The 24,977-nt window shown below is 33.0% G+C and carries 26 protein-coding genes, 2 riboswitches and 1 other annotated feature; of the genes, 9 read left to right on the forward strand and 17 right to left on the reverse strand.

What is annotated here, in order from left to right:
• Positions 1-108: 108 nt before the first annotated feature.
• The 3 genes from HMPREF3267_RS04405 to HMPREF3267_RS04415 all read right to left on the reverse strand — a co-directional run bounded on the left by HMPREF3267_RS04405 (position 109) and on the right by HMPREF3267_RS04415 (position 4,350).
• Positions 109-420 (reverse strand): rhodanese-like domain-containing protein, encoded by a 312-nt coding sequence (locus HMPREF3267_RS04405; RefSeq protein ID WP_002458814.1) that lies wholly within the window; start codon positions 418-420, stop codon positions 109-111.
• An 18-nt stretch (positions 421-438) separates the two neighbouring features.
• Complete coding sequence (leuS, locus tag HMPREF3267_RS04410) at positions 439-2,853, reverse strand: leucine--tRNA ligase (protein WP_070823842.1); 2,415 nt, start codon at positions 2,851-2,853, stop codon at positions 439-441.
• Positions 2,854-2,904: 51 nt separating this feature from the next.
• Positions 2,905-3,089 (reverse strand) — a binding site (T-box leader).
• 85 nt (positions 3,090-3,174) lie between these two features.
• A complete protein-coding gene (locus HMPREF3267_RS04415) occupies positions 3,175-4,350 on the reverse strand; it encodes an MDR family MFS transporter (protein WP_002492648.1) in 1,176 nt (391 codons plus the stop codon).
• 103 nt (positions 4,351-4,453) lie between these two features.
• Between HMPREF3267_RS04415 and HMPREF3267_RS04420 the strand changes: the two genes are divergently transcribed.
• Positions 4,454-5,407: a tRNA modification radical SAM protein MnmL/YtqA gene (locus tag HMPREF3267_RS04420; RefSeq protein ID WP_002458811.1), complete on the forward strand. Its 954-nt coding sequence runs from the start codon at positions 4,454-4,456 to the stop codon at positions 5,405-5,407.
• A complete protein-coding gene (locus HMPREF3267_RS04425) occupies positions 5,404-5,967 on the forward strand; it encodes a tRNA 5-(aminomethyl)-2-thiouridylate-methyltransferase MnmM (RefSeq protein ID WP_002458810.1) in 564 nt (187 codons plus the stop codon). The genes HMPREF3267_RS04420 and HMPREF3267_RS04425 overlap by 4 nt, the downstream gene beginning before the upstream one ends.
• Before the next feature lie 50 nt (positions 5,968-6,017).
• Here the strand turns inward: HMPREF3267_RS04425 and HMPREF3267_RS04430 are convergent, their stop codons facing one another.
• Entirely contained in the window at positions 6,018-6,419 is a 402-nt protein-coding gene (locus HMPREF3267_RS04430) for a transcriptional regulator, SarA/Rot family (protein ID WP_002458809.1), read from the reverse strand.
• Positions 6,420-6,913: 494 nt separating this feature from the next.
• A complete protein-coding gene (locus tag HMPREF3267_RS04435) occupies positions 6,914-7,747 on the reverse strand; it encodes an alpha/beta fold hydrolase (protein WP_002458808.1) in 834 nt (277 codons plus the stop codon).
• 216 nt (positions 7,748-7,963) lie between these two features.
• On the opposite strand from HMPREF3267_RS04435, the gene HMPREF3267_RS04440 reads away from it, so the two are divergent.
• On the forward strand, positions 7,964-8,950 hold the full coding sequence (locus HMPREF3267_RS04440) for a proline dehydrogenase family protein (RefSeq protein ID WP_070823843.1): 987 nt from the start codon (positions 7,964-7,966) through the stop codon (positions 8,948-8,950).
• A 77-nt stretch (positions 8,951-9,027) separates the two neighbouring features.
• Here HMPREF3267_RS04440 and ribE (HMPREF3267_RS04445) read toward each other — a convergent pair whose 3' ends face one another.
• The 7 genes from ribE (HMPREF3267_RS04445) to HMPREF3267_RS04475 form a co-directional block, all read right to left on the reverse strand.
• Positions 9,028-9,486 (reverse strand): 6,7-dimethyl-8-ribityllumazine synthase, encoded by a 459-nt coding sequence (ribE, locus tag HMPREF3267_RS04445; protein ID WP_002458806.1) that lies wholly within the window; start codon positions 9,484-9,486, stop codon positions 9,028-9,030.
• Between the two features lie 12 nt (positions 9,487-9,498).
• The gene (locus HMPREF3267_RS04450) at positions 9,499-10,680 is read right to left on the reverse strand and encodes a bifunctional 3,4-dihydroxy-2-butanone-4-phosphate synthase/GTP cyclohydrolase II (protein WP_002478008.1); all 1,182 of its coding nucleotides are present in this window, start codon (positions 10,678-10,680) and stop codon (positions 9,499-9,501) included.
• Between the two features lie 12 nt (positions 10,681-10,692).
• On the reverse strand, positions 10,693-11,325 hold the full coding sequence (ribE, locus tag HMPREF3267_RS04455; RefSeq protein ID WP_062077767.1) for a riboflavin synthase: 633 nt from the start codon (positions 11,323-11,325) through the stop codon (positions 10,693-10,695).
• A gap of 7 nt (positions 11,326-11,332) precedes the next feature.
• Positions 11,333-12,376, reverse strand: a complete 1,044-nt coding sequence (gene ribD, locus HMPREF3267_RS04460) for a bifunctional diaminohydroxyphosphoribosylaminopyrimidine deaminase/5-amino-6-(5-phosphoribosylamino)uracil reductase RibD (protein ID WP_256320522.1) — start codon at positions 12,374-12,376, stop codon at positions 11,333-11,335.
• 138 nt (positions 12,377-12,514) lie between these two features.
• Positions 12,515-12,644, reverse strand: a riboswitch (FMN riboswitch).
• Between the two features lie 106 nt (positions 12,645-12,750).
• Entirely contained in the window at positions 12,751-14,250 is a 1,500-nt protein-coding gene (locus HMPREF3267_RS04465; RefSeq protein ID WP_062077770.1) for an FAD/NAD(P)-binding protein, read from the reverse strand.
• A gap of 383 nt (positions 14,251-14,633) precedes the next feature.
• Entirely contained in the window at positions 14,634-15,488 is an 855-nt protein-coding gene (locus HMPREF3267_RS04470) for a peptidoglycan release complex glucosaminidase SagB (RefSeq protein WP_002458801.1), read from the reverse strand.
• A gap of 201 nt (positions 15,489-15,689) precedes the next feature.
• Positions 15,690-15,914 (reverse strand): hypothetical protein, encoded by a 225-nt coding sequence (locus tag HMPREF3267_RS04475; protein WP_002458800.1) that lies wholly within the window; start codon positions 15,912-15,914, stop codon positions 15,690-15,692.
• 197 nt (positions 15,915-16,111) lie between these two features.
• On the opposite strand from HMPREF3267_RS04475, the gene HMPREF3267_RS04480 reads away from it, so the two are divergent.
• Together HMPREF3267_RS04480 and HMPREF3267_RS04485 are read left to right on the forward strand one after the other, a co-directional pair.
• Positions 16,112-16,582, forward strand: coding sequence for a sigma-70 family RNA polymerase sigma factor (locus HMPREF3267_RS04480; RefSeq protein WP_037545532.1), 471 nt, complete (start codon positions 16,112-16,114; stop codon positions 16,580-16,582).
• Positions 16,583-16,597: 15 nt separating this feature from the next.
• On the forward strand, positions 16,598-17,044 hold the full coding sequence (locus tag HMPREF3267_RS04485) for a competence protein ComK (RefSeq protein WP_002458798.1): 447 nt from the start codon (positions 16,598-16,600) through the stop codon (positions 17,042-17,044).
• Here HMPREF3267_RS04485 and HMPREF3267_RS04490 read toward each other — a convergent pair.
• A complete protein-coding gene (locus HMPREF3267_RS04490; RefSeq protein WP_002458797.1) occupies positions 17,025-17,477 on the reverse strand; it encodes a hypothetical protein in 453 nt (150 codons plus the stop codon). The two genes, HMPREF3267_RS04485 and HMPREF3267_RS04490, sit on opposite strands and share 20 nt — an antisense overlap.
• Positions 17,478-17,607: 130 nt before the next feature.
• The gene (locus tag HMPREF3267_RS04495) at positions 17,608-18,321 is read right to left on the reverse strand and encodes a transaldolase (RefSeq protein WP_002458796.1); all 714 of its coding nucleotides are present in this window, start codon (positions 18,319-18,321) and stop codon (positions 17,608-17,610) included.
• A 256-nt stretch (positions 18,322-18,577) separates the two neighbouring features.
• Here HMPREF3267_RS04495 and HMPREF3267_RS04500 point away from each other — a divergent pair, with 256 nt between their 5' ends.
• The 3 genes from HMPREF3267_RS04500 (at position 18,578) to crcB (HMPREF3267_RS04510) (ending at position 19,667) form a co-directional block, all read left to right on the forward strand.
• On the forward strand, positions 18,578-18,883 hold the full coding sequence (locus HMPREF3267_RS04500; protein WP_002478003.1) for a hypothetical protein: 306 nt from the start codon (positions 18,578-18,580) through the stop codon (positions 18,881-18,883).
• 68 nt (positions 18,884-18,951) lie between these two features.
• Positions 18,952-19,317 carry a fluoride efflux transporter CrcB gene (crcB, locus tag HMPREF3267_RS04505; protein WP_002478002.1) on the forward strand — a complete coding sequence of 122 codons (366 nt, stop codon included), beginning with the start codon at positions 18,952-18,954 and terminating at the stop codon, positions 19,315-19,317.
• A complete protein-coding gene (gene crcB, locus HMPREF3267_RS04510; RefSeq protein ID WP_062077772.1) occupies positions 19,314-19,667 on the forward strand; it encodes a fluoride efflux transporter CrcB in 354 nt (117 codons plus the stop codon). The genes crcB (HMPREF3267_RS04505) and crcB (HMPREF3267_RS04510) overlap by 4 nt, the downstream gene beginning before the upstream one ends.
• A 184-nt stretch (positions 19,668-19,851) precedes the next feature.
• On the opposite strand, the gene HMPREF3267_RS04515 is transcribed toward crcB (HMPREF3267_RS04510), so the two are convergent.
• From HMPREF3267_RS04515 to metK, 3 genes are all read right to left on the reverse strand, one after another.
• Entirely contained in the window at positions 19,852-20,652 is an 801-nt protein-coding gene (locus HMPREF3267_RS04515) for an aldo/keto reductase (RefSeq protein ID WP_216640710.1), read from the reverse strand.
• Positions 20,653-20,799: 147 nt separating this feature from the next.
• The gene (locus HMPREF3267_RS04520) at positions 20,800-21,708 is read right to left on the reverse strand and encodes a nuclease-related domain-containing protein (protein WP_002458791.1); all 909 of its coding nucleotides are present in this window, start codon (positions 21,706-21,708) and stop codon (positions 20,800-20,802) included.
• Positions 21,709-21,806: 98 nt separating this feature from the next.
• Positions 21,807-23,003, reverse strand: coding sequence for a methionine adenosyltransferase (gene metK / locus HMPREF3267_RS04525; protein WP_002458790.1), 1,197 nt, complete (start codon positions 23,001-23,003; stop codon positions 21,807-21,809).
• A 102-nt stretch (positions 23,004-23,105) separates the two neighbouring features.
• Positions 23,106-23,214: riboswitch (SAM riboswitch) on the reverse strand.
• A 160-nt stretch (positions 23,215-23,374) separates the two neighbouring features.
• Here metK and pckA point away from each other — a divergent pair.
• A complete protein-coding gene (pckA, locus tag HMPREF3267_RS04530) occupies positions 23,375-24,967 on the forward strand; it encodes a phosphoenolpyruvate carboxykinase (ATP) (RefSeq protein ID WP_062077776.1) in 1,593 nt (530 codons plus the stop codon).
• Positions 24,968-24,977 lie beyond the last annotated feature (10 nt).

Genomic DNA, 24,977 nt, shown 5'->3' on the forward strand with positions numbered 1-24,977 from the left:
GCATTTTTTAAATCGTGTTTAGACTTGGCTTTAAAAAATAAACACCCATTTAGTAACGGTAGCTAAATGGGTGTTTATTAAATCTATTAAAATTCATTTACTTAAAAATTAAATACGTTTTATTTCTAATCCTTCATTGCCCCAAGCTTTCATACCGCCTTCTACATTGACTGCATGAATATCTTGTTTTTCTAAATATCGAGCTACTTTTTCACTTCGAACACCTGCAGCACAAATAATATAGTAAGTATCATTTGTATTAAAATAATCAATATTTGATTCAATTTTATCCATAGGAATCGTTTCTGCACCAGGTATGATACCCATAGATGTTTCCTCATCTGTACGAACATCAACAATATTAACTGGATTAGATTCTAATACTTTATTTTTCAAATCTTCAACAGTTATTGAATCCATTATTCAACACTCCTTTAGTTATTTTGCTACAATATTTACTAGTTTTTGAGGGACTGCTATTACTTTCTTAATTTCTTTACCATCTATAGCCATTTTAACATTTTCATTTTCTAATGCTAATTCTTGCATTTCTTCTTTGGACAGCTCTTTAGGTATGGTTAGTTTTGCACGCACTTTACCATTTACTTGAACGACAATTTCAACTTCACTATCAACCAACAGTGTTTCATTATAAGTTGGCCATGGCTGATAAGTAATCGTTTCATCATGTCCTAATTTTTGCCATAATTCTTCACCTATGTGTGGCGCAATAGGCGCAAGCATCTTCACAAAGCCTTCCGCATATGGTTGATAAATTTCATCTACTTTATAACATTCATTAATAAAGACCATCAACTGACTGATAGCAGTATTAAAATTCAATGTATCAAAGTCTTCTGTCACTTTTTTAACCGTTTGATTATATACTTTATCTAATGATTTATTATTTGATTCAACAAATTTTTGAGATAGGCTATCATCCTCATTGATAAATAAACGCCAAACTCGGTCTAAGAAACGTCTTGAGCCATCTAAACCATTCTCACTCCAGGCAATAGCAGCATCCAAAGGCCCCATAAACATTTCATAAAGTCGTAAAGTGTCAGCACCATGAGAATTTACAATATCATCTGGGTTAACAACATTACCTTTGGATTTACTCATTTTCTCATTGCCTTCACCTAAAATCATACCTTGGTTAAATAATTTTTGGAATGGCTCTTTTGTTGGAACTACGCCTAAATCATATAAGACTTTATGCCAGAATCGAGCATACAACAAATGAAGTACTGCGTGCTCAACGCCACCGATGTATAAATCAACTGGTAACCAATGCTTTAATTTTTCTGGATCTGCTAACATTTGCTCATTATGAGGATCAATATAACGTAAGTAATACCAACAGCTGCCAGCCCATTGTGGCATTGTGTTCGTTTCACGACGACCTCTCATTCCCGTTTCTTCATCTACAACGTTAACAAAATCATCTATATTAGCTAATGGTGATTCACCAGTTCCAGACGGTTTAATTTCATCAGTTTCTTGTAATAATAGTGGTAATTCTTCTTCTGGTACCGTCGTCATTGTTCCATCTTCCCAATGAATGATTGGTATTGGTTCACCCCAATAACGCTGTCTACTAAATAACCAGTCACGCAACTTATAGTTAACTTTTTTCTCACCGGCACCTTTTGCTTCTAATAACTCAATTGCTTTAGCAATAGCCTGTTCATTATTTAAACCATCTAAGTCACCAGAGTTAACGTGCTCTCCTGCACCAGTATAAGCCTCTTTTTGAACATCTCCACCAGCAATAACTTCTATAATCGGCAAATTAAATTTAACCGCAAATTCGTGGTCGCGTTCATCATGAGCAGGCACTGCCATAACAGCTCCAGTACCATAACTAGATAATACATAATCAGCAATCCAAATCGGTAATTTTTCACCAGATAAAGGATTAATCGCATATGCGCCAGTAAAAACACCAGATTTATCTTTTGCCAAATCTGTACGCTCAAGGTCAGATTTTTTAGATGCAGCTTCTTGATATTTCTTAACTTCTTCAAATTTTTCAGTCGTTGTAATTTTTTCCACAAGCGCATGCTCTGGACTTAATACTAAGAAAGTCGTACCAAAAATCGTATCTGGACGCGTAGTGAAGACGTCTATTGTGTCATTCTCTCCTTCAACTTTGAAAGAAACACGTGCCCCTTCTGAGCGACCAATCCAATTACGCTGCATATCTTTTATCGATTCAGGCCAATCTAAGTCATCCAAATCTTCTAGTAGTCGATCGGCATATTCTGTGATCTTGAGTACCCATTGTTTCATAGGTCTACGGTATACAGGATGGCCTCCTCGTTCAGAAACACCATCAACAACCTCTTCATTAGATAAAACCGTGCCAAGTGCTGGACACCAGTTTACCGCTACTTCATCAACATAAGCTAACCCCTTATTATAAAGTTGGATAAAAATCCATTGTGTCCATTTATAATATTCAGGATCTGTTGTATTAACTTCTCTATCCCAATCATAACTAATTCCTAATTCTTGAATTTGACGTTTAAAAGTTTGAATATTTTGTTTCGTAAATGCTCGTGGATCGTTTCCAGTATCAAGTGCATATTGTTCTGCAGGTAAGCCAAACGCATCCCAGCCCATTGGATGTAAGACGTTATAACCTTGCATACGTTTATAGCGTGAAATAATATCCGTAGCAGTATATCCTTCTGGATGTCCTACGTGTAAACCAGCACCTGATGGATAAGGAAACATATCTAAGGCATAAAATTTCTTTTGTCCCAAGTTATCACTTGTCTTAAATGTTTGATTATCTAGCCAGAAACATTGCCATTTTTTTTCGATTTTTTTGTGATTGTAATTCACTTTTTTTCCTCCTACTCAATAAAAAAACACCTCATACTATTATAAATAAAGTATAGGGACGACAATTATGCCGCGGTACCACCCTAGTTCACATATATGTGCACTTAATTAAATAGTAAGAGATGTATATTACATTAAATAACGGTAAGTTCACTTAATACTTAACGCTAGTTTACACCACCACTAGCTCTCTGTTGAAAAATATTTAAGTTACTACTCCAATACACTTTAATATTATTGGATAATGCAACTGATTGCAAGTGCAAGTTATTACATAACTGAACAATTAATATAGAAGCCTAGCTCAGTCAATTAACATGGTTATATTGTTTTATCCTTAGGCATATTTTTATCAAAAACAGCTAAAAAACACAATGCTATGCTTAATAACACAATCATGCCAATAAACATGGTACTCATATTAAAGGCATCGACTAAAATACCACCTATAAGTGGCCCAAATGCTTTACCGACCGTAGAAGCTGAATTAACAAACCCCTGATACTGTCCTTGTTTACCATCAGGCGCTAAAAAATTCGCGATAGTTGGGACAGCAGGCCAAACGAACATTTCGCCAAATGTTAATATAATCATACCAATGAGAAAGACACTAAATTGTTCAGCAAAACTAGTCACTAAAAACGACACCATAAAAATAATAATACCTACAATCATTTGTTTTTTTATATTTCCTTTGAGTATACGAATTACCGGACTTATCAAAGGCTGTGCAACTAAAATCATAATACCATTCACTGTCCACAATATACTATATTGCGACATTGAGATATCGATGTCTTGTGTAAATGAAGCAATCGTACTTTCCCATTGTATATATGCAATCCAACAAATACTAAACATAATACATAAAAGGATTAATGCTTTAAATCTGCGTTTTTGGTCTTTATTTTCCAACTCAAGATTATCTGGCTTGTGCATCTTTACAGAATACTCGAGATTGAATTGTGTGACAGCTACAATCGCGAATAGCACATACATTAATAAATTTGCAATAAAAATATAGTTAAAACTAAGCTCAGCAACAAAGCCTCCTAAAGCAGCACCAAGTGCGACACCAATATTTTGAGCTAAGTAGATAGCATTAAACGTTTGCCGTCCACCATTGGGCCACACTGCTCCGGCCATAGCATAAATTGCTGGTACAATCATGCCACCACCAAAACCAAGCATAACTAACCATACTGCATACCAAGGCCAACCATGGAAAAAATTTAGCATCGTTGTACTAACTAAACACACAGCAGTTCCAGTTAAAATCGTACGATAACCACCTAATTTATCAAACAAACTACCACCTAATAAGTTACCAACAACCATACCAAATGAATTTATCATTAACACAATACCTGCAATAGTAAGGCTTTTATCGAGCTCTTCTTTCATATATATCGTATTTAAAGGCCATAAAAAACTAGAACCGGTAATATTGAGCGCCATGCCTATTACCAGCATCCATACTGATTTAGGTATATTCATACACTGAGTCCTTTCTCTCTCTTTTCTCAATCTACAATAGACACTATAACATTAAAATATGTTAAAATCTTTACTTAGAAACAATTAGAAAGGAAAATGTCTTATGGGTAAATATTTCCCGTATGCTTTTGAGAATAAACGCTATCATACTTGGAATTACCATTTAAAAAATAAATTTGGCCAAAAAATATTTAAAGTGGCATTAGATGGCGGCTTTGACTGCCCTAATCGTGACGGAACTGTTGCACATGGTGGTTGTACATTTTGTTCCGCGGCTGGTAGCGGCGATTTTGCTGGAAATCGAGCTGATCCTATTGAAGTTCAATTTCAACAAATCAAAGCAAAAATGCATGAGAAATGGCATGAAGGAAAATACATTGCCTACTTTCAAGCGTTCACTAATACACACGCCCCTGTTGAAATACTAAAGGAAAAATATGAACCTGTATTACAAGAAGAAGGTGTTGTAGGATTATCCATTGCCACGCGTCCAGACTGTTTACCAGATGATGTAGTAGAATACCTTGCTGAGCTAAACAAACGCACATACTTATGGGTTGAATTAGGACTCCAAACGATACATCAGTCTACATCTGATTTAATAAATCGTGCACACGATATGCAAACATATTATGATGGGGTCGCTAAATTAAGAAAACATAATATTAATATCTGTACGCATATTATTAATGGTTTACCTGGCGAAGATTACGATATGATGATGGCCACAGCCCGTGAAGTTGCCAAAATGGATGTTCAAGGCATAAAAATACATCTACTTCATTTATTAAAAGGAACACCTATGGTAAAACAGTACGATAAGGGTTTACTAAAATTTATGAGTCAGCAAGAATATACTAACCTAGTATGTGATCAACTTGAAATCTTACCCCCAGAGATGATAATTCATCGTATTACAGGCGATGGACCCATTGATTTGATGGTAGGACCAATGTGGAGTGTTAACAAGTGGGAAGTTTTAAATAATATCGATGATGAGCTCGCTAGACGTAATTCTTATCAAGGGAAATTTCACAAAGAGCGGGTTCAAATATGAAATTAGAACGCATTCTTCCCTTTGCTAAATCTTTAATTACGTCTCATATCCAAAGTGATAGTATTGTGATTGATGCTACATGTGGTAATGGATTCGATACATTATTCTTAGCTCAACACGTTCCAAAAGGTCATGTATATGGTTTTGACATACAACAACAAGCAATTGATAACACTGCTAAGAAGATCAAATCATTTAAAAACGTATCATTAATACATGATAGTCATGAATATATCTCAGACCACTTAATATCTGCTCATAAAAATAAAATCACTGCAGCAATTTTTAATTTAGGCTACCTACCAAAAGGTGATAAATCAATTGTCACCCAGCCTGAATCAACTATCCGCGCTATTGACGCCATATTTGAACAGTTAACGATTGAAGGCATTATTGTAGTTGTTATTTATCACGGCCATTTTCAAGGCAAACTAGAACGTGATGCATTACTTGATTATTTCAGCAATATAGATCAAACAAAGGCTCAAGTTCTACAATATCAATTTATAAATCAACGTAATGACGCTCCATTCATCTGCGCAATAGAAAAAATCAATTAAAATGCTTAGTCTATAAGTCGCTATTTCCTGACTATAGACTAAGCATTTTTCTAGATATTTAAAATTGAAGTGAAACTTGTTTGCATGGAATTTGATTTTTTGTGTACTGCATCACAAATGAATTTTAATAAGTCATCACGTTTACCATTTTGATTTTCATTGTAATGAATGATAACTGTACGCTCATCATCTTGAGGGCGTTCTTTGTAAATCCATTCTAAATTTACAAGGTTATTGTATGTGCGTGTACGTTTATAAGACTTAATCTTTACAAAACTATCCATTTCTTTTAACGTCATCGACCCTTTTTGCCATAGCGTTAGTAAAATTAAGATTTCTTCTTTTGTCATGCCGTATTCTTTCTCAATAACGTCGAAAATTGAATTGATGTCCATTAGTAGCGCTTCTAATTTTAATAATCCAGATACTTGGTCTATCGTTTGCTCGCTCACTAAAATCTCTCCCTGTCATAAAACTAAATAATACAATTTACCGATGATAAAGAATGTTGCTGCATTGTTAAAACCCTTAATAAACTTTTAATAATTTAATTGTCTTTTTATTTAATCACAACTATAACCATAAACTTGGTGCTAACATCAGCAAATTGCTAATTATTCATGTAGATTTTTATCCAATTAATTATTAATAAATTTATATGTATAAAATATACCAATTTCTATGTAGATATGCAACTAAACCATTTGTATTATGAATTTATTGTTTTAAATAAACACCGACACAATTAATGCCATCACACATAAGTAGTCTTCAATATTATAAAAACAAACTTTATTATGCGCACTTTAGCAGATGCGTAACAACAATTTATACTGTCACATTCCAAATAAAAAACACAAAAAATCTTTAGAAAGTATAAGTTCCATAACTCTCTCAAGCAGATAATTCAGGTTGCATCATAAATAGGTCTTTCAATATCTTTTATTTATTCAATATCCTCTATTTCTTCTTCTTTAACGATAAATCCCATCGTATTTACACTATTATTTAGAAATGTTAATACATATCGCATGACTTGATCACGTTCAGGCTCATTTTGGATTTCATGATATAAACCTTGCCATTTTTTATAATAGAATTCATCAGATTTTAGATTTTCTTTTAATTTAATTATCGCTTTAGGTTCGACAATCGCATCTTCAGAACCATGCATTAGTAATGTAGGTATTGATTTTACGTCCCCAACGTAATCTAATGTTTCTTTCATTTCTTCCACAACAGTATTGTACCAATGATATGTTACTTTTTTTAACATCAAACCATCATTAACCGTTTCTTCTCTTATTTCTTCATTTCTAGTCAACTGTTCAACTTCAATATTAACTTTAAAACGCGTATCTTTTGATACTTTTCCAATATTAGAAATTAAAATGTCTTTCCGTGTTGTCTTGTTCTTTTGTAATTCTAATAATGGTGAAAATAAAATCATACCCTCAATAGGCAATCGATCTACCTTTTCTAATAAATTAAGTATGATTAATCCTCCTAGACCAATCCCCATAACAAATGTAGGTAATTTATAATCATTTGCGAGTTTAATCCATTCTAAAACATGTTCATGATATTCATTAAAGTTTTTAATTTGCCCCTTGTTTGCACGTGAAGTCTGCCCTTGTCCTGGCAAATCACCCATAATCACATGATAACCATTTCTTCTTAACATCGTAATAACATAAGCATAACGCCCTGTATGCTCTAACATATTATGGACAATAACAACTACGCCTTTAGCATTATTTTCTGTTTCCCATTTCCACATGACTTATTAGTCCCTTCTACATAAACTCTACAGCTTAAATTATAGCAAATATCAGCTTAATATGGCTAACACTCTAATTGACTCAAGAAAACATTTCTGCAATAAATTGAACTTGAAGCAAAACGTATGACCGATATTGAAAACGCTTTCTCTTACGAATATTTCATGCTAAACTATTTATAAAATATATTGATTATAATATTGGAGGTTTACTACATGACACTATTTAGGGATTTCTTCATCGCTTTATCAAATAATACATATTTAAATCAAACAGCTAAGAAAATCGGCCCCAAAATGGGTGCAAATAAAGTCGTAGCAGGTAATACCATTCCAGAACTAATAGATACAATTGAAAGGCTTAATGAAAAAAATATCGCTGCTACCGTTGATAATTTGGGAGAGTTTGTAGGTACACGCGAAGAAGCCACAACAGCAAAGAATGAAATTCTCACTATAATGGATGCCATTAATGCATATAATGTAGATGCCCATGTATCTATTAAATTAAGTTTACTAGGAGGAGAATTTGATTTACAATTTGCTTTTGATAATTTACGTGAAATTTTATTGAAAGCTAATGAATATCAAAATATGCACGTCAATATTGATACTGAAAAATATGACAGTTTGCAGCAAATTATTCAAGCGCTTGATAAATTTAAGGGAGAATTTAAAAATGTCGGCACAGTTATACAAGCATATTTGTACGATGCTGATGAACTCATCGAACGTTTTCCAGATTTAAGATTACGATTGGTTAAAGGTGCCTATAAAGAAGATGCTTCCATTGCTTATCAAACAAAAGAAGATATTGATAGCAACTATATTAAATTAATTGAGAAACGTTTGCTAAATGCGCGTAATAAAACATCCATTGCGACACATGACGATCGAATTATCAATCATGTCAAACAATTCGTCAAAGATCACCATATTAAAAATGATGATTTTGAATTTCAAATGTTATATGGATTCCGTTCAGAACTAGCTGAACAAATCGCAAGAGAAGGCTATCATTTCACCATTTATGTTCCATATGGTAATGACTGGTTTAGCTATTTTATGCGTCGTCTAGCAGAGCGTCCTCAAAACTTATCACTAGCAGTTAAAGAATTTGTTGATACTAAATCTCTCAAAAAAGTTAGCGCGATAATTGGTATTTCTGCATTGTTACTTTTGATTACGAAAATTATAAAATAATAACGACACATATAAAGGGAGCAGGACTTCGAATTCACAATGAACTTTATCCTGCTCCCAAATTTATAGACTAAACATTATAGTTGTTGCAATAAGTTGGCCATTTCAATTGCACTGACTGCCGCTTCAGATCCTTTATTGCCAGCTTTAGTACCAGCGCGTTCTACAGCCTGCTCAATGCTTTCAGTTGTTAATATTCCGAAAATAACTGGTGTATCTGATACATCATTCGCTCTTGCAACCCCTTTAGACACTTCATTGCACACATAATCATAGTGAGAAGTTGCACCTCTAATTACACAACCCAATGTTATGATTGCATCATAATGTTTTTTTTGTGCTAATTTTCTAGCTACAAGCGGTATTTCAAACGCACCAGGAACATAGGCAACATCAATATTACTATCATTGACATCATGGCGTATTAATGTATCTTTAGCACCCTCTAATAGTCGATTTGTAATAAAATCATTAAATCGACTTACTACTATCGCAATTTTCAACTCTGAACCAACTAATTTACCTTCAAAATTCATTTTTATAACCTCCTAGATTAAATGACCCATTTTAATTTTTTTCGTTTCCATATAATCATGGTTGTGTGTTGTTTCTGGAACAATGACTTCAATACGCTTTGCAATTTCTATATCATATTCACTTAGCCCTTCAAATTTTTTCGGATTATTACTTAACAAATTAACTTGCTTGACATTAAAATATTTTAGAATTTGACTAGCAACCTTATAATCACGTAAATCTTCATCAAATCCAAGAGCTAAATTCGCAGTTACAGTATCATAGCCTTGCTCTATTAACTCGTAAGCACGAAGTTTATTTATAAGTCCGATACCTCTGCCTTCTTGGGGTAAATAAATCACCATTCCACCATGTTCATTAATATATTTTAAGGACGATTCAAGTTGCGCACCACAGTCACATCGTTGACTATGAAAAATATCACCAGTTAAACATGCTGAATGAATTCTTACATTTTCAGTAGTTCTTGGCTCTCCTTTAGTAATAACAACGATTTCATCCTGTGTAAGTGTTGAATCAAATCCATACATTTCAAAGTTGCCAAAATCTGTTGGCATATTTACCTTTGCTCTTAAGTTCACCTGTATATCATGCTGATGTCTATATTCTATGATTTGTTTTATAGAAATAAGCTTAAGCTGGTGTGTTTCTTTAAACTTTTCTAATTGTTCTCCCTTAGCCATCGAACCATCGTCATTCATAATTTCACAAATAACTCCTGCAGGTGCTGCACCTGTCATTTTAGCTAAATCAACCGTTGCTTCAGTATGACCTTCACGTTCTAAAACGCCATTATCTTTGGCAATAAGTGGAAATAAATGACCAGGTTTATGAAAATCTTCAGCCATTGTATCAGTGGCAATTAAAGACCGTGCCGTAGTCATGCGTTCAATTGCACTAATTCCCGTTGTTGTTGTATAGTGATCAATACTTACAGTAAAGTTTGTACCATAGTCATCTGAATTTTGCATTACCATTGGTTTTAACTCTAAACGTTCGGCAATATCAGTGGAAATTGGCGTACAAATCAAGCCACGACCGTGCTTAGCCATAAAATTAATCGTTTGATCTTGCATCCATTGTGTTACTGCAACAAGATCTCCCTCATTTTCTCTATCTTCATCATCTACAACAATTATAGTTTCTCCTTTTTTTAACGCTTGAAGTGCCTCTTCAATGGTGTCAAATTGCATATTTAATCCCCCTTAAAAACCATATGATTTTAACTTATCTAATGTTAAAGTATTGGAATTTTTATTAATGATTGTGGCTACATATTTGAATAAAACATCTGTCTCTAAATGTACAAAGTCTCCTTGTTTCTTATCTGCTAAAATTGTTGAGCGCCGTGTTTCTGGTATGAGATGTATATCAAAAGATGATTCACGTATATCAAATACTGTCAAACTAACGCCATCGACTGCAATTGATCCTTGCTTCACAAGTTGTTTAATGATTGTTTGTGATGCTGAAATTTGAATTACTTTTGAATCGGCTGTCTGATTGATTTTTGTAATTGTACCTAATTCATCAACATGGCCTAGAACAAAATGGCCACCAAATCTACCATTGCTGTGCATCGCGCGTTCTAGGTTCACTTCTTGATGACGCTGAACATTAGCAAGATAGGTTTTATCTTCTGTACCTTGTATGACTTGCACTGAAAAATGATTGCTATTAAAGTCTGTCACTGTCAGGCAAGTCCCGTTAACGCTTATAGAATCACCAATATGCATATCATCAATAATCCTTTCAGCTTTAATGATAAGTGTGCGTACTGATTGATCATTACGTATTTCAACAATGGTTCCAATTTCTTCTACGATTCCTGTAAACATGGTTGTTTCACTTCTTCCGTAGTTCTAATTTGATATTTTGATCTAATAAAGTGGAATTAACAATTTCAAATTCAAAGGTATCCTGTAAATCTATAACTTCTTGTGTTTGAAAGAATTGATTTGTTCCAGAACCACCTATCAATTTCGGGGCAAAATAGATGATGAGTTGATTAACTAACTGTTGTTGGAGAAATAATGAGGTAACTTTAGGTCCCGCCTCGACGAGCAGCCGACCTACACCTTTTTTATATAAATCTTGTAAAATATCAGTAATTTTACAATTGCTCATGTAATTAATAAAAACATTGGGTAAAGTTGTTGTTAATGTGGCATCTTCAGTGTATATCCATATATCAGATAATTGATCATGAAACATATCTAGACTAAAGTCAACGTCCCCACTTCGAGATAAAATAACACGAATAGGGTGTTTACCATCTTTAACTCTAGTCGTGTACTGAGGATTATCTGCTAATACGGTTTTATTTCCTGTTAACACGGCATCATGACTGTGTCTTAAACGATACACATCTTGCTTTACTGTTTTATTGGTAATCCATTGACTTTGTCCATAATCTGTTGCCTGTTTACCGTCTATACTTGTAGATACTTTAACGGTAATTTCAGGAATTTTCTCAGCTTTAGCTTTAAAAAAGTCTTCGTATAAACAATAGGCTTCATGATCAAACTGCTGATACACTTGGATACCAGCTTGGGTTAAGATTTCATCACTTTTACTAGGTAAAGTTGTATCTTTTACAGCATATACTACCTTATCTAGACCATGATCGATGATTTTGTTAACGCACGGCGGTGTCGAACCATAATGCGTGCATGGTTGTAAAGACACATAAATTGTTGCACCTTGTGCTTCGTCACCAGCCATGTCAATTGCTTGCACTTCAGCATGTTTCTCACCTTGTTTTAAATGTGCGCCAAGTCCGATAATTCTGCCATTTTTAACAACTACTGCTCCTACTGGTGGATTAACACCAGTCTGTCCTTTAACCATCTTAGCAAGCTGTATTGCCTTGCTTAAATATAAATCCAATTTATCACCTTCATAAAAAAACCTTATACCAAAATAGGCATAAGGAGATTGATATAATGACATTTGAACAAGCCTACACAATAATTTCTGTGCATGCTTAACAAACATTAAACGTAATCGTTTATGTTAACGTCGATTGTATTCTTTCTCCCATCCAGACTATACTGTCGGCTTCAGAATCTCACTGAATCAGCCACTTGTGCATCACAAGCAGGTCGCAGGCTTAATCACTGCCGGTTGGGAATTTCACCCTGCCCCGAAAGAACGTATTATGAAGTTGATAATTCTACTTTAAGTGTTACTAAAACACTATGAGTTTATCTTACTAAATTTTAATAAACTTTACAATGAAAGCAATTTAATTTCTTTAATTACTATTTTTTAGAAATATTGTCGCGACTTAACCGTGATTGATGTTCATATAAATGATCCACTGCATTAACTACTTGTGAAACAATCATCTTAACACCATTTCTTAATTTATTTACACCATTGGTAAGCTGACCTATAGCGACAGCGTTAGTCAACGTCCCATATCTTGGACTAATAATTTGATTTGTTTCTGGCACAATTTGAATACCACCCATAGGATGTGCTTGTACAATACGACGATTCTCTAGGTTAATGACTAATTGATCATCCTCGTCTAACTCTGCTAAATGTGTTTTAGCACCTGTTGCATTAATAATAATGTTAAAGTCATCACACGAAGATGTGTCTTTAAATGTTAGATTAAATAATTGTCCATCATGCGTAATATTCTCTAGACCACGTTTTATAATTAAAGAGCCATTCTGCATTAACTCAATAAGTAATTTAGCTGTTCTAGGCGGCATTGGATTAGAATTAAGTTGAATCACTTTAGTATATTTCTTATCGAACAACTGTTGATCTGAGCTACTCAAACTATTGTATATCCAGTTTAAATTCTCTTTTAGATGTTCTATCAATCCTTGAAATACACCGAGCTCTTGTGAATGATCTAAGTCATATTGCAAATCATCAATATGATTTCCTGAACGTCTATTTATTAACGTATCTAATTCAATATTCCATTCTTCACATTCCTTATAGAAAAGCTTAACTAAAGTATCTAGTGGTACGTTTCCATAATTAACTGCCTTGATACTATTAAAAGTTTGTTTTGTTAAATAACGAAATGTTATTTCTTGCATATTTCCACGCACACTTGGCAATTGCGCCGAGCGACTCGTCATAATGATTGGAAGATGCTTATGATGTGTTGCTACATATCTAACCACATCTAAGCTAGCTAACCCTGTACCTATAATAGCAATACGATCTGTCTCTTTCACTTCATCCAAAGTGTTATATGTTGGATATGGCGATTGGATATATCCTGGAATTCCTTTTAACTGGTATGGATCGTGATAGCTTAATGTCCCAATAGTCAAAAAGATATAATCATACTCCTTCCAATCATTCATATCATCAGAAGTACAAACATAATATTTTAAAGCTGTTTCATCAACATTTGAGTTAGTAAATATTTCTTTAACTTCGTCATGAATCAATGTTAAATTATCAAAAATTTTATCAAAATGTAACAAATAGGATTTCATATAGTGGCCAAAAATAAATCTTGGTAAATATTTAGGGTTCTCATAAGAAAAAATATTTTGCTGCTGATACCAATGCCAAAATTCTAAATCATCTTCTAAATTTAAACTCATCTTCTTGGATGGTAAATTAATTAATAGTTCATCACTATCATTTTGAAAAGGTACCCCGTGACCCATGTTGATTTTATTATCGTAGACATCTACAGTTAAAGTTGAAAAGTTTTCGTGTTTAACAAGTTGTCTTAGCACACTTACACCAGCTGTTCCCATTCCAATTATCGCTACACGCATGATTTCTTCACCCTTTTTAATTATCTGTTTCTTTCTACTAGATACTTCTTTATTGTATCAATAAGTATTTAGAACTAAAATAAAAATAACTTCGCGTTATTTAAGTAAAGTCATTATTTAACTTTTATAAATGAAAAATATATTAAATGAGGTGTTTTAACTATGAAAGTTATAGCAAAAATCATTTTAGTTACTGTTGTGTTATTTGCTTGGATTAATCGTAAAAATAAAGCTGAATAAATCGTTTTATAAAAAATAAAAGCTCCACTAAATATCTTGAGGAGTCAAGAACATAAATAACAAAATAAAAATGACAATTTCTATTAAAATCATGTAGAAATTGTCATTTTATTCAGAGATATATTTTATCTCAATTTATTTTCTTAATTCGCTTTATGTTTGTCATCATCTTTATAGACATACCATTTGAAATATTTTCCTTCTGTTTTCATTTCTTGATAAAAGTCAGCGATAATCGTTGCATTGCTTTCAGCCCATTTAATATCTGTCGCATACTGATGTTCGCCAGGGTTCTTAGGATTCCATCTCATGCTGTACAATGTATTTTGATCATCATGTGATAAGAAATGTTTGTGAATGAATTCTGCACCGCCACGTATTGCTTTTTCTGGCGTATCCCAACCATGCTTTTTAGCGTATTGTGCACCTGTTTTAATTGGATCTTCATCTAAAGCACCAACACCATAAAAATTATAATATTTCTTACCATCGATTTCCACGCCATTGGCTAATTGACTCTTAGAAGCACCTGTTTCAAGTAAAGCATGTGATATAAGGTAAACTTCATTAACATGATTATCTTTAGCCGCTTCTAAAAAATCATCCGTATGTTTTAACAATGTTTCTCTATCAAACAACATACGTTTAATTCTATTTTTATCAATACCTTGATATTTCGATAAATCTAAAAATTGATATTTCTGTTTGTTATCTTCAATAAATTTACTGCTATCCATTGCTGTTTTAATTTCAGTAGCAGAAGCATCTCTCCAAGCATTATTGCTTTTATTAGAAACTTGCTGGCTTGTATAATTATCTATTTGTTTCTTAGAAGCTTTATCGAGTGTTACATCTAAATTTTCAACCTTTTCAACTTGTTTAACTTCTTTAAATAAAATTTGATCTGAAATCATTGAAAAGAAGATTATCCCAACAATTACTAATAGTATTAGTAATCCAAACAACCCGATAATAGAGCCTCTTTTGTGCTTTGCCATATTCACACCTCTTAGGTCAATGTTGTAAAACTTATGCATTATGTGTTTATGATAATAAAGTTTAACATTATTATATTGCTTTCACAATTTTATATAAGCTTTGTTACATATTCATAAATGAATAGTAATAAAACTGCAAAATAAAATGGTTAGACAAATCGTCCTGTATAAATTTGCCCTAACCATTTAACTTTCACATTTTTATTCACGATGATTTTTGTATTCCATCATAATGAAACTTGCTGCTTGAGAGCGATTCTTATAATAATATTGATTTAAATCGATAGTACCCTCTACTTCACCATCTCGATACATCATTTCATTTGTAAAATTATTAATCATTACAAAATCTGAGCGATCTTTAATAATATCCAAGTCATCATTTCGTGCAAAAAAGTGTTCAAGATTTAAGTGTGCGTAATCCATATATACCTCCTTAGCGTCAAATTTGTTATATGCTGAAGTTTGTTGATGTTTTAGTCAATAACTTATTTTTAAAATATACCTATGCCCTATATTTAACACCTTATAGCGTAATTAAGCAAATGATATTTTTCAATTTTTAGCATAAGCTATGAATATCCGGATAAATTTCATTATGCGCATAAGAAACGGAGCAGCTAATGTTATTTAACAATGTATATCATCAATTTAATAAATATATTCATTATTTGTTAAATAAATATCATATTCGTTATAATTATGATGAGTATTACCAACTCATGCTCATACGATTATGGCAACTCACAAGCCAATATAATGCCTCTTTAAATCCAAATTTTTCAACTTTTATTATCTTCCGACTAAATTATTATTTAATTGATTTATTTAGAAAAGAACAGCCTAAACAATCCGTAGAAATAAGTATATTAAATCCAAGCTCATCAAAGCTACCTAATTATATCCTCAATGACTTCAATCTTATTATGGAAGAGGCATGGAAACACTTAACACGTCAAGAACAGCAATGGCTCATCTTACAGATAAGTGGATACAAGCAATATGAAATTGCCCAACATATGCACGTCTCATTATCCTCAGTAAAAAATTACAAACGCAATGCCAGACAAAAGCTTCAGCGCTTCTTCACATAAAGGAGTCAGCACACCATGAATGTAACTAAACTGGATCAATTACTCTACTTAAAAACTTGTACTAGCAATAAAATAGCTACAGAATGTAAATATTTAGAACACACTGAAATAATACCTAAATCAATGAAGCAAGTACTATATCATTATCTTGAATTTTATGGTAGATATTTGCCTTTACAAATAAAGGTTGCCAAGCGTTTATTACACATCAATAAATTAGTGCCTATTTATGTAAACCAACAGACCATACTATTTCCTATTAGACCCCAACGTTCTCCAATTCAATGTTACATTAATGCTAAACATATTGTCGCCATGCATGCAATTAACAACCATATCATCATCGTTTTTGAACAACAAATCCAATTAATTATCGATGCCCCATATACACTTATTTATAACAAATGGAAAGAAAGTTTATTACTATCACATCTTATACCACTTAACTACGCGATTGATTAAATTTATATTCAAGTAGCTTCTTTGTCGCATATGCTGTTATTTTTTTAATTAACCAAAGACTGATAATGATTAATAAGATCGCACCTATTAAGATTAAAATAACACTCCACGTGGCTACTTTTACTTGTGGATTAATAAAATAATTTACTGCAGTTAAACTCGTAATGAATCCAAATAAAAATAATCCCATAAAAACAACATACAAGACGATAATTAAAAACAGTAATAATACTAAAGAACTGTGTGTTTGATTTTTCTCTTTGAAAACATAATTTTTTAAAAACTGATTTGCATAATAAATGGGACGCTGCAATATTTTTTCGTCATTGTTATCAATCAAATGATTTAAATATCGTTCTAATTGTATTTGCTCATTATTATTTAAAAACCACAGTTGCTTTTTTATTTTAGCTACAAATTGACTTTCATTCATCTACATCCCTCCTATTCATTTAATATATCAATAAAGCTAATACTATAAGATTTAAACAATGTCTGCAAGTTTATCTTTGGACATATAAAACCCCCAACAATAAATTAATTGCTGGGGGTAAATATTTGAGTTACAAAATAGATAAGCCTGAACTTTGGATATCTTTAGCAAATCCCTTAACCGTATCTACTGATAAACCATTAATGTCTCGACCTAAATTATTATTAACCTTCTTAACGACATCTGCTGGGCACGTAATGATATCTGCGCCAACCTCATCTGCTTGGATAACATTATATAATTCGCGACAGCTAGCCCATAATAATTTAACACCTGCTTTACTATGCGTAACTGTGACTGCTTCTTTCATTAATGGTAATGGATCTACACCAGTGTCAGCAATTCTTCCAGCAAATACTGAAACATATGTTGGTACACCCTCTGTAACTGCTTCTGTAATTTCTTTAACCTGTTCAATTGTATAAACTGCTGTAACGTTTAATCTAACATTGTCTGCAGATAATTTTTTAATGAGCGGAATCATTGACTCACCTTTTGTGTTAACAACTGGGATTTTAACAAAAACATTTTCCCCATATTGTTTTAAAATTTCGGCTTCTTTTTCCATTGTCTCTATATCATCAGCAAATACTTCAAATGATATTGAAGCATCTGGTATCTCTTTTACAGCTTCCTCTGCAAATGCTTTATAATCCGTAACGCCGGCTTTAGCCATTAAGCTTGGGTTCGTTGTGAAACCGTCAACTTGTTTATTTTTATATGCTGCTTTCATTTCTTCAATATCTGCACCATCTGCAAATACTTGTACATTTAATTGTGTCACTATGCATTCCTCCAACTAATTAACTTAAGGTATCTTGCTAAAAATATTGTAGTCTATCTTTGAAATTAAGACACACACATTTTATTACTGCCACTTTAAGTTAAAAATAATATAATTCATTTATATCATGTGGTTGTTATACAAGCTAATGTTTTGTTTGGTAATTTGTCATTTAATATATCAAAGTTGATAATTATTATTTCATTGTTGCGTAAATATGGTAAAATATTCTGATGAGTCACTTAGGAGGTCAGTCATGTCTAAATCAAAAAAATATTTTTATATTTCAATTATTTTACTAATAATTAGCTTTTATTTTAATACATTTAACCCCTATTTAAGTCAACAAATAACATCTATTAAATATTTAATGATTGCTTGCAGTGTTGTTAACGTAATTATTTTAATTGCAGCCATTATTTTTTCTGATAAAGCGATTAAGCACTTGAATGAAAACAGTGATTGGATACGTATAGCAAGTAAAATATTACCCTTTATTATTCTATTGGTAATCATCTTCCATATTTATGCTTCAATCACTACTTTTGGCATTATCAAATAATGGGTAAAAATTTATCATAATTACTGAATAAATCATAACTTAAACGCTATATTAAGGATCGATGTTCAATGCAATATTTTTATATTTTCATTGGTGGAATGATAGGCGCTGCTTGTCGTTATCTGCTATCAACATTCAATTCAACAACAACATTTCCATATGGTACATTAAGTGCAAATTTAGTTGGTGCTTTCTTAATGGGCTTATTATTCACTTTAACAGTGCCATTTCTAAGCAAGCATCCTAAATTGAAAAAAGCACTCACAACTGGATGTTTAGGTGCTTTTACAACATTTTCTACATTTCAATTTGAATTGATTACAATGCTTGAACAATCTCTTTTCTTAACCGCATTATGTTATGGAATTGTTAGCTACATTTTGGGAATTTTAAGCTGTTATATAGGTCTCAAGTTAGGACGTGAGTTATCGTGATAACACTTATCCTTATAATGATAGGCGGCGGTGTGGGTGCATGTGCAAGAGCTTGGATTACTCAGCAATCAAAACATTATTTAAAGATCGATTTCCCTATCGCAACGTTATTTGTAAATTTGCTTGGATGTTTTTTAATTGGTTATACTGCATCCATTGCTCATGAACATCATTGGTTCTCTTTATTCGTTGTCACAGGATTTTTAGGAGGATTAACAACATTTTCTACTATGAGTTTAGAACTTGTTCAAATGTTGTTAGAAAAAAATAAAGTCATTAAATTTGTACTTTATACTGTGCTTCAGTTTATCGTTGGCTTTCTATTATGTTTATTCGGCTATCAATTATAAAGACACAAACGAGTAAGGAGCGGAACAGAATTCATTATAAATCCATAGTCCTGCCCTGGCAAAGTTGACTAAGATTGAATCAAGCTTGATATAAGCGTATTTTCAATCCAGTCAATTACTGCCAATATATCGTTCATAGCCTAAAACATAATATCCCGAATCCTTTCTTGTTACGCCTTTTAATTTACCCTGCAAAATCTTGAGGGTTTGGTCCTATACGCTTCTCTTGATTTAATTGGTCGATACGTGCCATTTGCGCACCGCTCAACTCAAAATCAAACACTTGGATATTTTCTGTGATTCTTGATGACGTGATTGATTTGGGAATCACGACTACACCATGTTGAATATTCCAACGAATAATAACCTGTGCCGGAGACTTAGATACTTCATGTGCGATTTGTTGAATTGTTTGATTATTAAGTATTTGTCCGTTTTGTAAAGGAGACCATGACTCCATAGGGATGCGCTGTGCTTTTAAGTAAGTTCTTAATTCATTTTGAGTAAATTTAGGGTGATATTCAACTTGATTGATCATTGGCTTTATTGAGACCTGTGCAAGTAAGGCCTCAAGATGATTTACGTCAAAATTACTGACACCTATACTATAGACTTTATTATCTTTATATAAATCTTCCATGCCCTTCCACGTATCAATCATGACTGCTTCATCTTTGCCGGGCCAATGAACTAAATATAAATCGAGATAGTCTAATCCCAATTTTTTCAAACTTTGTTCGTATGCTTGTGCAACGTTTTCTCTACCAAAATCTTCAAAATATAATTTTGATGTAATAAATAAATCTTCTCGACTTAATCCTGTTGATGTCATTGCTGCTTTTATACCTGCACCAACCTTTTCTTCATTACCATATACTTTTGCCGTATCTATACTTCTATACCCCTGTTCAATCGCATATTGGACTGCTCGTTGACACTCGTTATTATTTTCAATCCGAAATGTTCCTAGACCTACTTTAGGCATCGCTTGTCCATTATAAAATTCTATCGTTTTCAAATGATTCAGCCCCTTTTACATTAATAACGCTAATACCTATTCCCACTCTTGTAAATTTTAAGCATAAAACAGCACCTAACTCGTATAAAAGGAAAGTTAGGTGCTAGTTATTTTTTAGTTAAATGATTCTATTTTTGTCATAATTTCTTGCAAATCATCAACATTGTATTGAATTCGACCATGGAAAACAAATTTGTTGAAAAATTCATTTAGTTGCTCTGGACCGACAAGTACTTTCGCACTTGAAGTTTGCGCATAATTTGAAATAGTTACTTCACCTTCACGTTTAGGATTGAAATAAAGAATAGATGTAGGTGTGTATGTTAATCCTAATTTCGTTTGCAAGTCAGTAGCTAACTTTTCAATTTGTGCAAGTTGTGCTGAATAATCTAAAAATGATAGCGATGATTGATCATCATTTTGATCTAGTACTAAGGTATGCGGTGCTTTGGCATTTAAATCCAATGTTGAAAAGACTTGTTGCATCATTGGCAATTCATTAAATTGATTACCACTTATACCATTATACACATGTCCCTTTAATAACTTGGAATCAATAATATAAAGCCCTGTACGAGTTAATACAAGATGACTGATGCGTTCAATATTATTCAAGTCATTACCAGGTAAAAAGATATTAGCCATAATATGCATATCTTCAGGTCGGATTCGTTTTTCATTGACAAGACGTTCACGGATACCAATTAATCTCATATCCGTCACATATTCACTCGTATTTTTTGAAAATAATTTTAGAGCATCAATTTCTCGCTCTTTGCTATTAACAGTTGCTTCGTAATTTTCCTTTTGTTTAGTAACTGTCTTTTTGTTTTCAATTCTTTCTTTTTCTAATGCTTCGTCATGTGATTCTTGCATTTGCTTTTCTTTTAATTTATATTCGTCTACCGTTTGTCGTTTTATCTTTTTATTATTTCTTAATGCAACGAAAAATAAGATTAAGCAAATAAGTGCTATTACCACAGCAACGATTAAACCGATTTCCATTGGTCCTAATGAATTCATTCAAACAACGCTCCTTTAATTATTCAATAACTATAATTATAATAGAAAATCTGTCTTATTTCGATATTTATCCTTAAATTTAGTAATTAAAAATTAAATTATGCTTGAACGGCGTCTTTTAAAATATTGACTTTATCTAATTTTTCCCAAGGTAATAACACATCTGTTCTACCAAAATGACCATATGCCGCAGTTTGTTTATAAATAGGATGTTTTAAATCTAACATTTTAATGATACCAGCGGGTCTTAAATCAAAATGTTTTCTAACTGCAGCGACAAGCTCACCTTCAGATACTTTACCTGTATTAAACGTATCAATGGCAATAGAAACTGGTTCAGCTACACCAATGGCATAAGCAAGCTGTACCTCACATTGGGCTGCAAGTCCAGCTGCAACAATATTCTTAGCTACATACCGTGCTGCATAAGCGGCAGACCGATCTACTTTTGTTGGATCCTTACCACTGAAGCATCCACCTCCATGACGCGCATATCCGCCATACGTATCAACAATAATTTTTCGTCCTGTTAAACCAGCATCACCTTGTGGTCCACCAATAACAAAACGCCCTGTAGGGTTAATAAAGAACTTAGTGTCCTCATCTAAAAGATTATCAGGTACCGTTGGATAAATAACATGATTTTTAATATCCTGTTGAATTTGTTCTAATGTTATATCTTGCGCGTGTTGTGAAGATACCACAATTGTATCGATGCGGTATGGTTTGTCATTTTCATCATATTCAACAGTTACTTGCACTTTGCCATCCGGACGTAAATAATCTATAATGCCATCCTTTCGAACATCTGATAAACGTTTAGCAAGCTGATGTGATAAGAATATTGGTAAAGGCATATACGTTTCAGTTTCATTAGTAGCATAACCAAACATTAGCCCTTGATCTCCGGCACCAGTTGCTTCTATTTCTTCTTCTGAAATATCATTACGATATTCAAGTGCTTTATCAACACCTTGTGCAATATCCGGTGATTGCTCATCTATAGCAGTTAAAACTGCCATTGTTTGGCAATCATATCCATATTTAGCTCTTGTATAGCCAATATCTCTAATTGTTTCTCTTACAACTTTAGGAATGTCCACATAAGTTGTTGTTGAAATTTCACCAGAAATCAATGCCATACCTGTTGTAACAGTTGTTTCACAAGCAACACGTGCATTAGGGTCGTCTTTTAAAATTTCATCTAAAATGGCGTCGGATACTTGGTCAGCTATTTTGTCGGGGTGTCCTTCAGTAACTGATTCTGAGGTAAATAAGCGTTTATTATATGTCATTGTTTACTCCTTTAAGTTATTTTACGAAAACTCTCTTGTATAAGCCAAATTAAAAGAGCCTTCTACTATTTAGATAGAGAGAAGGCTCTAGACGTCCATTCGCTCTTATCGTTCAGACCATATTTGTCTGCAAACGGTTTGGCACCTTTCTTTATAAAAGAGGTTGCTGGGCTTCATTGGGTCCATGTCCCTCCGCCACTCAGGATAAGAGAATCCGTTAAGAATTATACTACCGAATTCGTTAGCTAATGTCAATTTTAGATTTTTCATACCAACATCGTATTAGCTATGGCATAATCCTTTCATTATGTTATACTATTGAATTGTAAAGGCTTTCACATGTAATATTTATGCACTGGAGGGGTTAAAGTATGTCAATTAATACATACAGCGAAACGTCAAAAATTAAACACTTATTAGAAAAAGAGACAACTTTATTTCAGCTTTCAACGACGCAGCTTTATAACAAAATTCTTGAAAATAACGAAGGAGAACTGACTGAATTAGGTGCAATCAATGCTAGTACAGGTAAATATACAGGACGTTCACCAAAAGATAAATTTATCGTTACTGAACCTTCATATAAAGATAATATTGACTGGGGCGATGTCAATCAACCTATAGATGAAGAAACATTTTTAAACCTATATCACAAAGTTTTAGATTACCTTGATGAACGTAACGAATTGTATGTTTTTAATGGTTATGCAGGCAGTGATAAAGATACACAACTTAAATTAACGGTTATTAATGAATTAGCATGGCATAATTTATTTGCACATAATATGTTCATTCGTCCTGAATCAAAAGATGAAGCTATAAAGATTAAACCGAATTTTACAATTGTATCTGCACCTCATTTTAAGGCAGACCCAGACATTGATGGCACTAAATCTGAAACATTTGTCATTATTTCATTTAAGCATAAAACAATTCTTATTGGCGGTACAGAATATGCCGGAGAAATGAAAAAAGGTATTTTCTCTGTTATGAATTATTTATTACCAATGCAAGATATCATGAGTATGCATTGCTCAGCTAATGTGGGTGCTAAAGGTGATGTTGCGTTATTCTTTGGTCTATCTGGAACAGGAAAAACAACTTTATCTGCTGCTGCAGATAGAAAACTAATCGGGGATGATGAACACGGTTGGAACAAAAATGGTATTTTTAATATTGAAGGCGGTTGTTATGCAAAAGCAATTAATCTTTCAAAAGAAAAAGAACCGCAAATATATGACGCTATTAAATATGGCACAATTCTTGAAAATACAGTTGTACATGAAGACGGTAGCGTAGATTTTGATGACAATCGATATACAGAGAATACACGTGCTGCCTACCCTATTCACCATATAGATAATATCGTATTACCATCTAAAGCAGCACATCCAAATACGATTATTTTCTTAACAGCGGATGCATTTGGCGTACTCCCTCCAATCTCTAAATTAACTAAATCGCAAGCGATGTATCATTTTTTGAGTGGATTTACATCAAAATTAGCTGGAACAGAACGAGGTATTACCGAACCTGAACCGTCATTCTCAACATGTTTCGGCGCACCATTCTTACCTCTAAATCCGACCGTATATGCTGATTTATTAGGTGCGTTAATTGATGAACATAACGTTGATGTCTATCTCGTAAACACCGGCTGGACAGGCGGTAAATATGGCGTTGGTCGCCGCATTAGCCTCCACTATACTCGTCAAATGGTTAATCAAGCAATCACAGGTCAATTAAAAAATACAGAATATATAAAAGATGACATGTTTGGTCTTTATATTCCGACAGAAATCGAAGACGTGCCAAAGACAATTCTTCAACCGATTAATGCTTGGAATGATTCAGATAAATATAGAACTCAAGCGCAAGACTTAATCAAACGCTTTGAACATAATTTTGAAAAATTTGGTTTAGAAGTAGCCGAGATAGCACAAAGTGGCGGCTTTAATAAATAAAAACCTCAAA

Origin of the sequence: Staphylococcus sp. HMSC62D11 (genome assembly GCF_001839145.1) — a bacterium.
GTDB classification, from domain to species: Bacteria; Bacillota; Bacilli; order Staphylococcales; family Staphylococcaceae; genus Staphylococcus; species Staphylococcus lugdunensis.

What these genes read in the sequence shown, in the direction of transcription:
- HMPREF3267_RS04465 (WP_062077770.1), bottom strand. Translation starts at nt 14,250, where the DNA reads ATGCGTGTAGCGATAATTGGAATGGGAACAGCTGGTGTAAGTGTGCTA.
- HMPREF3267_RS04520 (WP_002458791.1), bottom strand. Translation starts at nt 21,708, where the DNA reads ATGAATTCATTAGGACCAATGGAAATCGGTTTAATCGTTGCTGTGGTA.
- ribE (WP_002458806.1), bottom strand. Translation starts at nt 9,486, where the DNA reads ATGAATTTTGAAGGTAAATTAGTTGGTTCAGAGTTGAAAATTGCGATA.
- HMPREF3267_RS04415 (WP_002492648.1), bottom strand. Translation starts at nt 4,350, where the DNA reads ATGAATATACCTAAATCAGTATGGATGCTGGTAATAGGCATGGCGCTC.
- HMPREF3267_RS04480 (WP_037545532.1), top strand. Translation starts at nt 16,112, where the DNA reads ATGTTATTTAACAATGTATATCATCAATTTAATAAATATATTCATTAT.
- HMPREF3267_RS04420 (WP_002458811.1), top strand. Translation starts at nt 4,454, where the DNA reads ATGGGTAAATATTTCCCGTATGCTTTTGAGAATAAACGCTATCATACT.
- crcB (WP_002478002.1), top strand. Translation starts at nt 18,952, where the DNA reads ATGCAATATTTTTATATTTTCATTGGTGGAATGATAGGCGCTGCTTGT.
- HMPREF3267_RS04475 (WP_002458800.1), bottom strand. Translation starts at nt 15,914, where the DNA reads ATGGATTACGCACACTTAAATCTTGAACACTTTTTTGCACGAAATGAT.
- HMPREF3267_RS04450 (WP_002478008.1), bottom strand. Translation starts at nt 10,680, where the DNA reads ATGCAATTTGACACCATTGAAGAGGCACTTCAAGCGTTAAAAAAAGGA.
- HMPREF3267_RS04425 (WP_002458810.1), top strand. Translation starts at nt 5,404, where the DNA reads ATGAAATTAGAACGCATTCTTCCCTTTGCTAAATCTTTAATTACGTCT.
- HMPREF3267_RS04405 (WP_002458814.1), bottom strand. Translation starts at nt 420, where the DNA reads ATGGATTCAATAACTGTTGAAGATTTGAAAAATAAAGTATTAGAATCT.
- HMPREF3267_RS04515 (WP_216640710.1), bottom strand. Translation starts at nt 20,652, where the DNA reads ATGCCTAAAGTAGGTCTAGGAACATTTCGGATTGAAAATAATAACGAG.
- pckA (WP_062077776.1), top strand. Translation starts at nt 23,375, where the DNA reads ATGTCAATTAATACATACAGCGAAACGTCAAAAATTAAACACTTATTA.
- ribE (WP_062077767.1), bottom strand. Translation starts at nt 11,325, where the DNA reads ATGTTTACAGGAATCGTAGAAGAAATTGGAACCATTGTTGAAATACGT.
- HMPREF3267_RS04440 (WP_070823843.1), top strand. Translation starts at nt 7,964, where the DNA reads ATGACACTATTTAGGGATTTCTTCATCGCTTTATCAAATAATACATAT.
- HMPREF3267_RS04490 (WP_002458797.1), bottom strand. Translation starts at nt 17,477, where the DNA reads ATGAATGAAAGTCAATTTGTAGCTAAAATAAAAAAGCAACTGTGGTTT.
- HMPREF3267_RS04470 (WP_002458801.1), bottom strand. Translation starts at nt 15,488, where the DNA reads ATGGCAAAGCACAAAAGAGGCTCTATTATCGGGTTGTTTGGATTACTA.
- HMPREF3267_RS04500 (WP_002478003.1), top strand. Translation starts at nt 18,578, where the DNA reads ATGTCTAAATCAAAAAAATATTTTTATATTTCAATTATTTTACTAATA.
- HMPREF3267_RS04435 (WP_002458808.1), bottom strand. Translation starts at nt 7,747, where the DNA reads ATGTGGAAATGGGAAACAGAAAATAATGCTAAAGGCGTAGTTGTTATT.
- metK (WP_002458790.1), bottom strand. Translation starts at nt 23,003, where the DNA reads ATGACATATAATAAACGCTTATTTACCTCAGAATCAGTTACTGAAGGA.
- HMPREF3267_RS04485 (WP_002458798.1), top strand. Translation starts at nt 16,598, where the DNA reads ATGAATGTAACTAAACTGGATCAATTACTCTACTTAAAAACTTGTACT.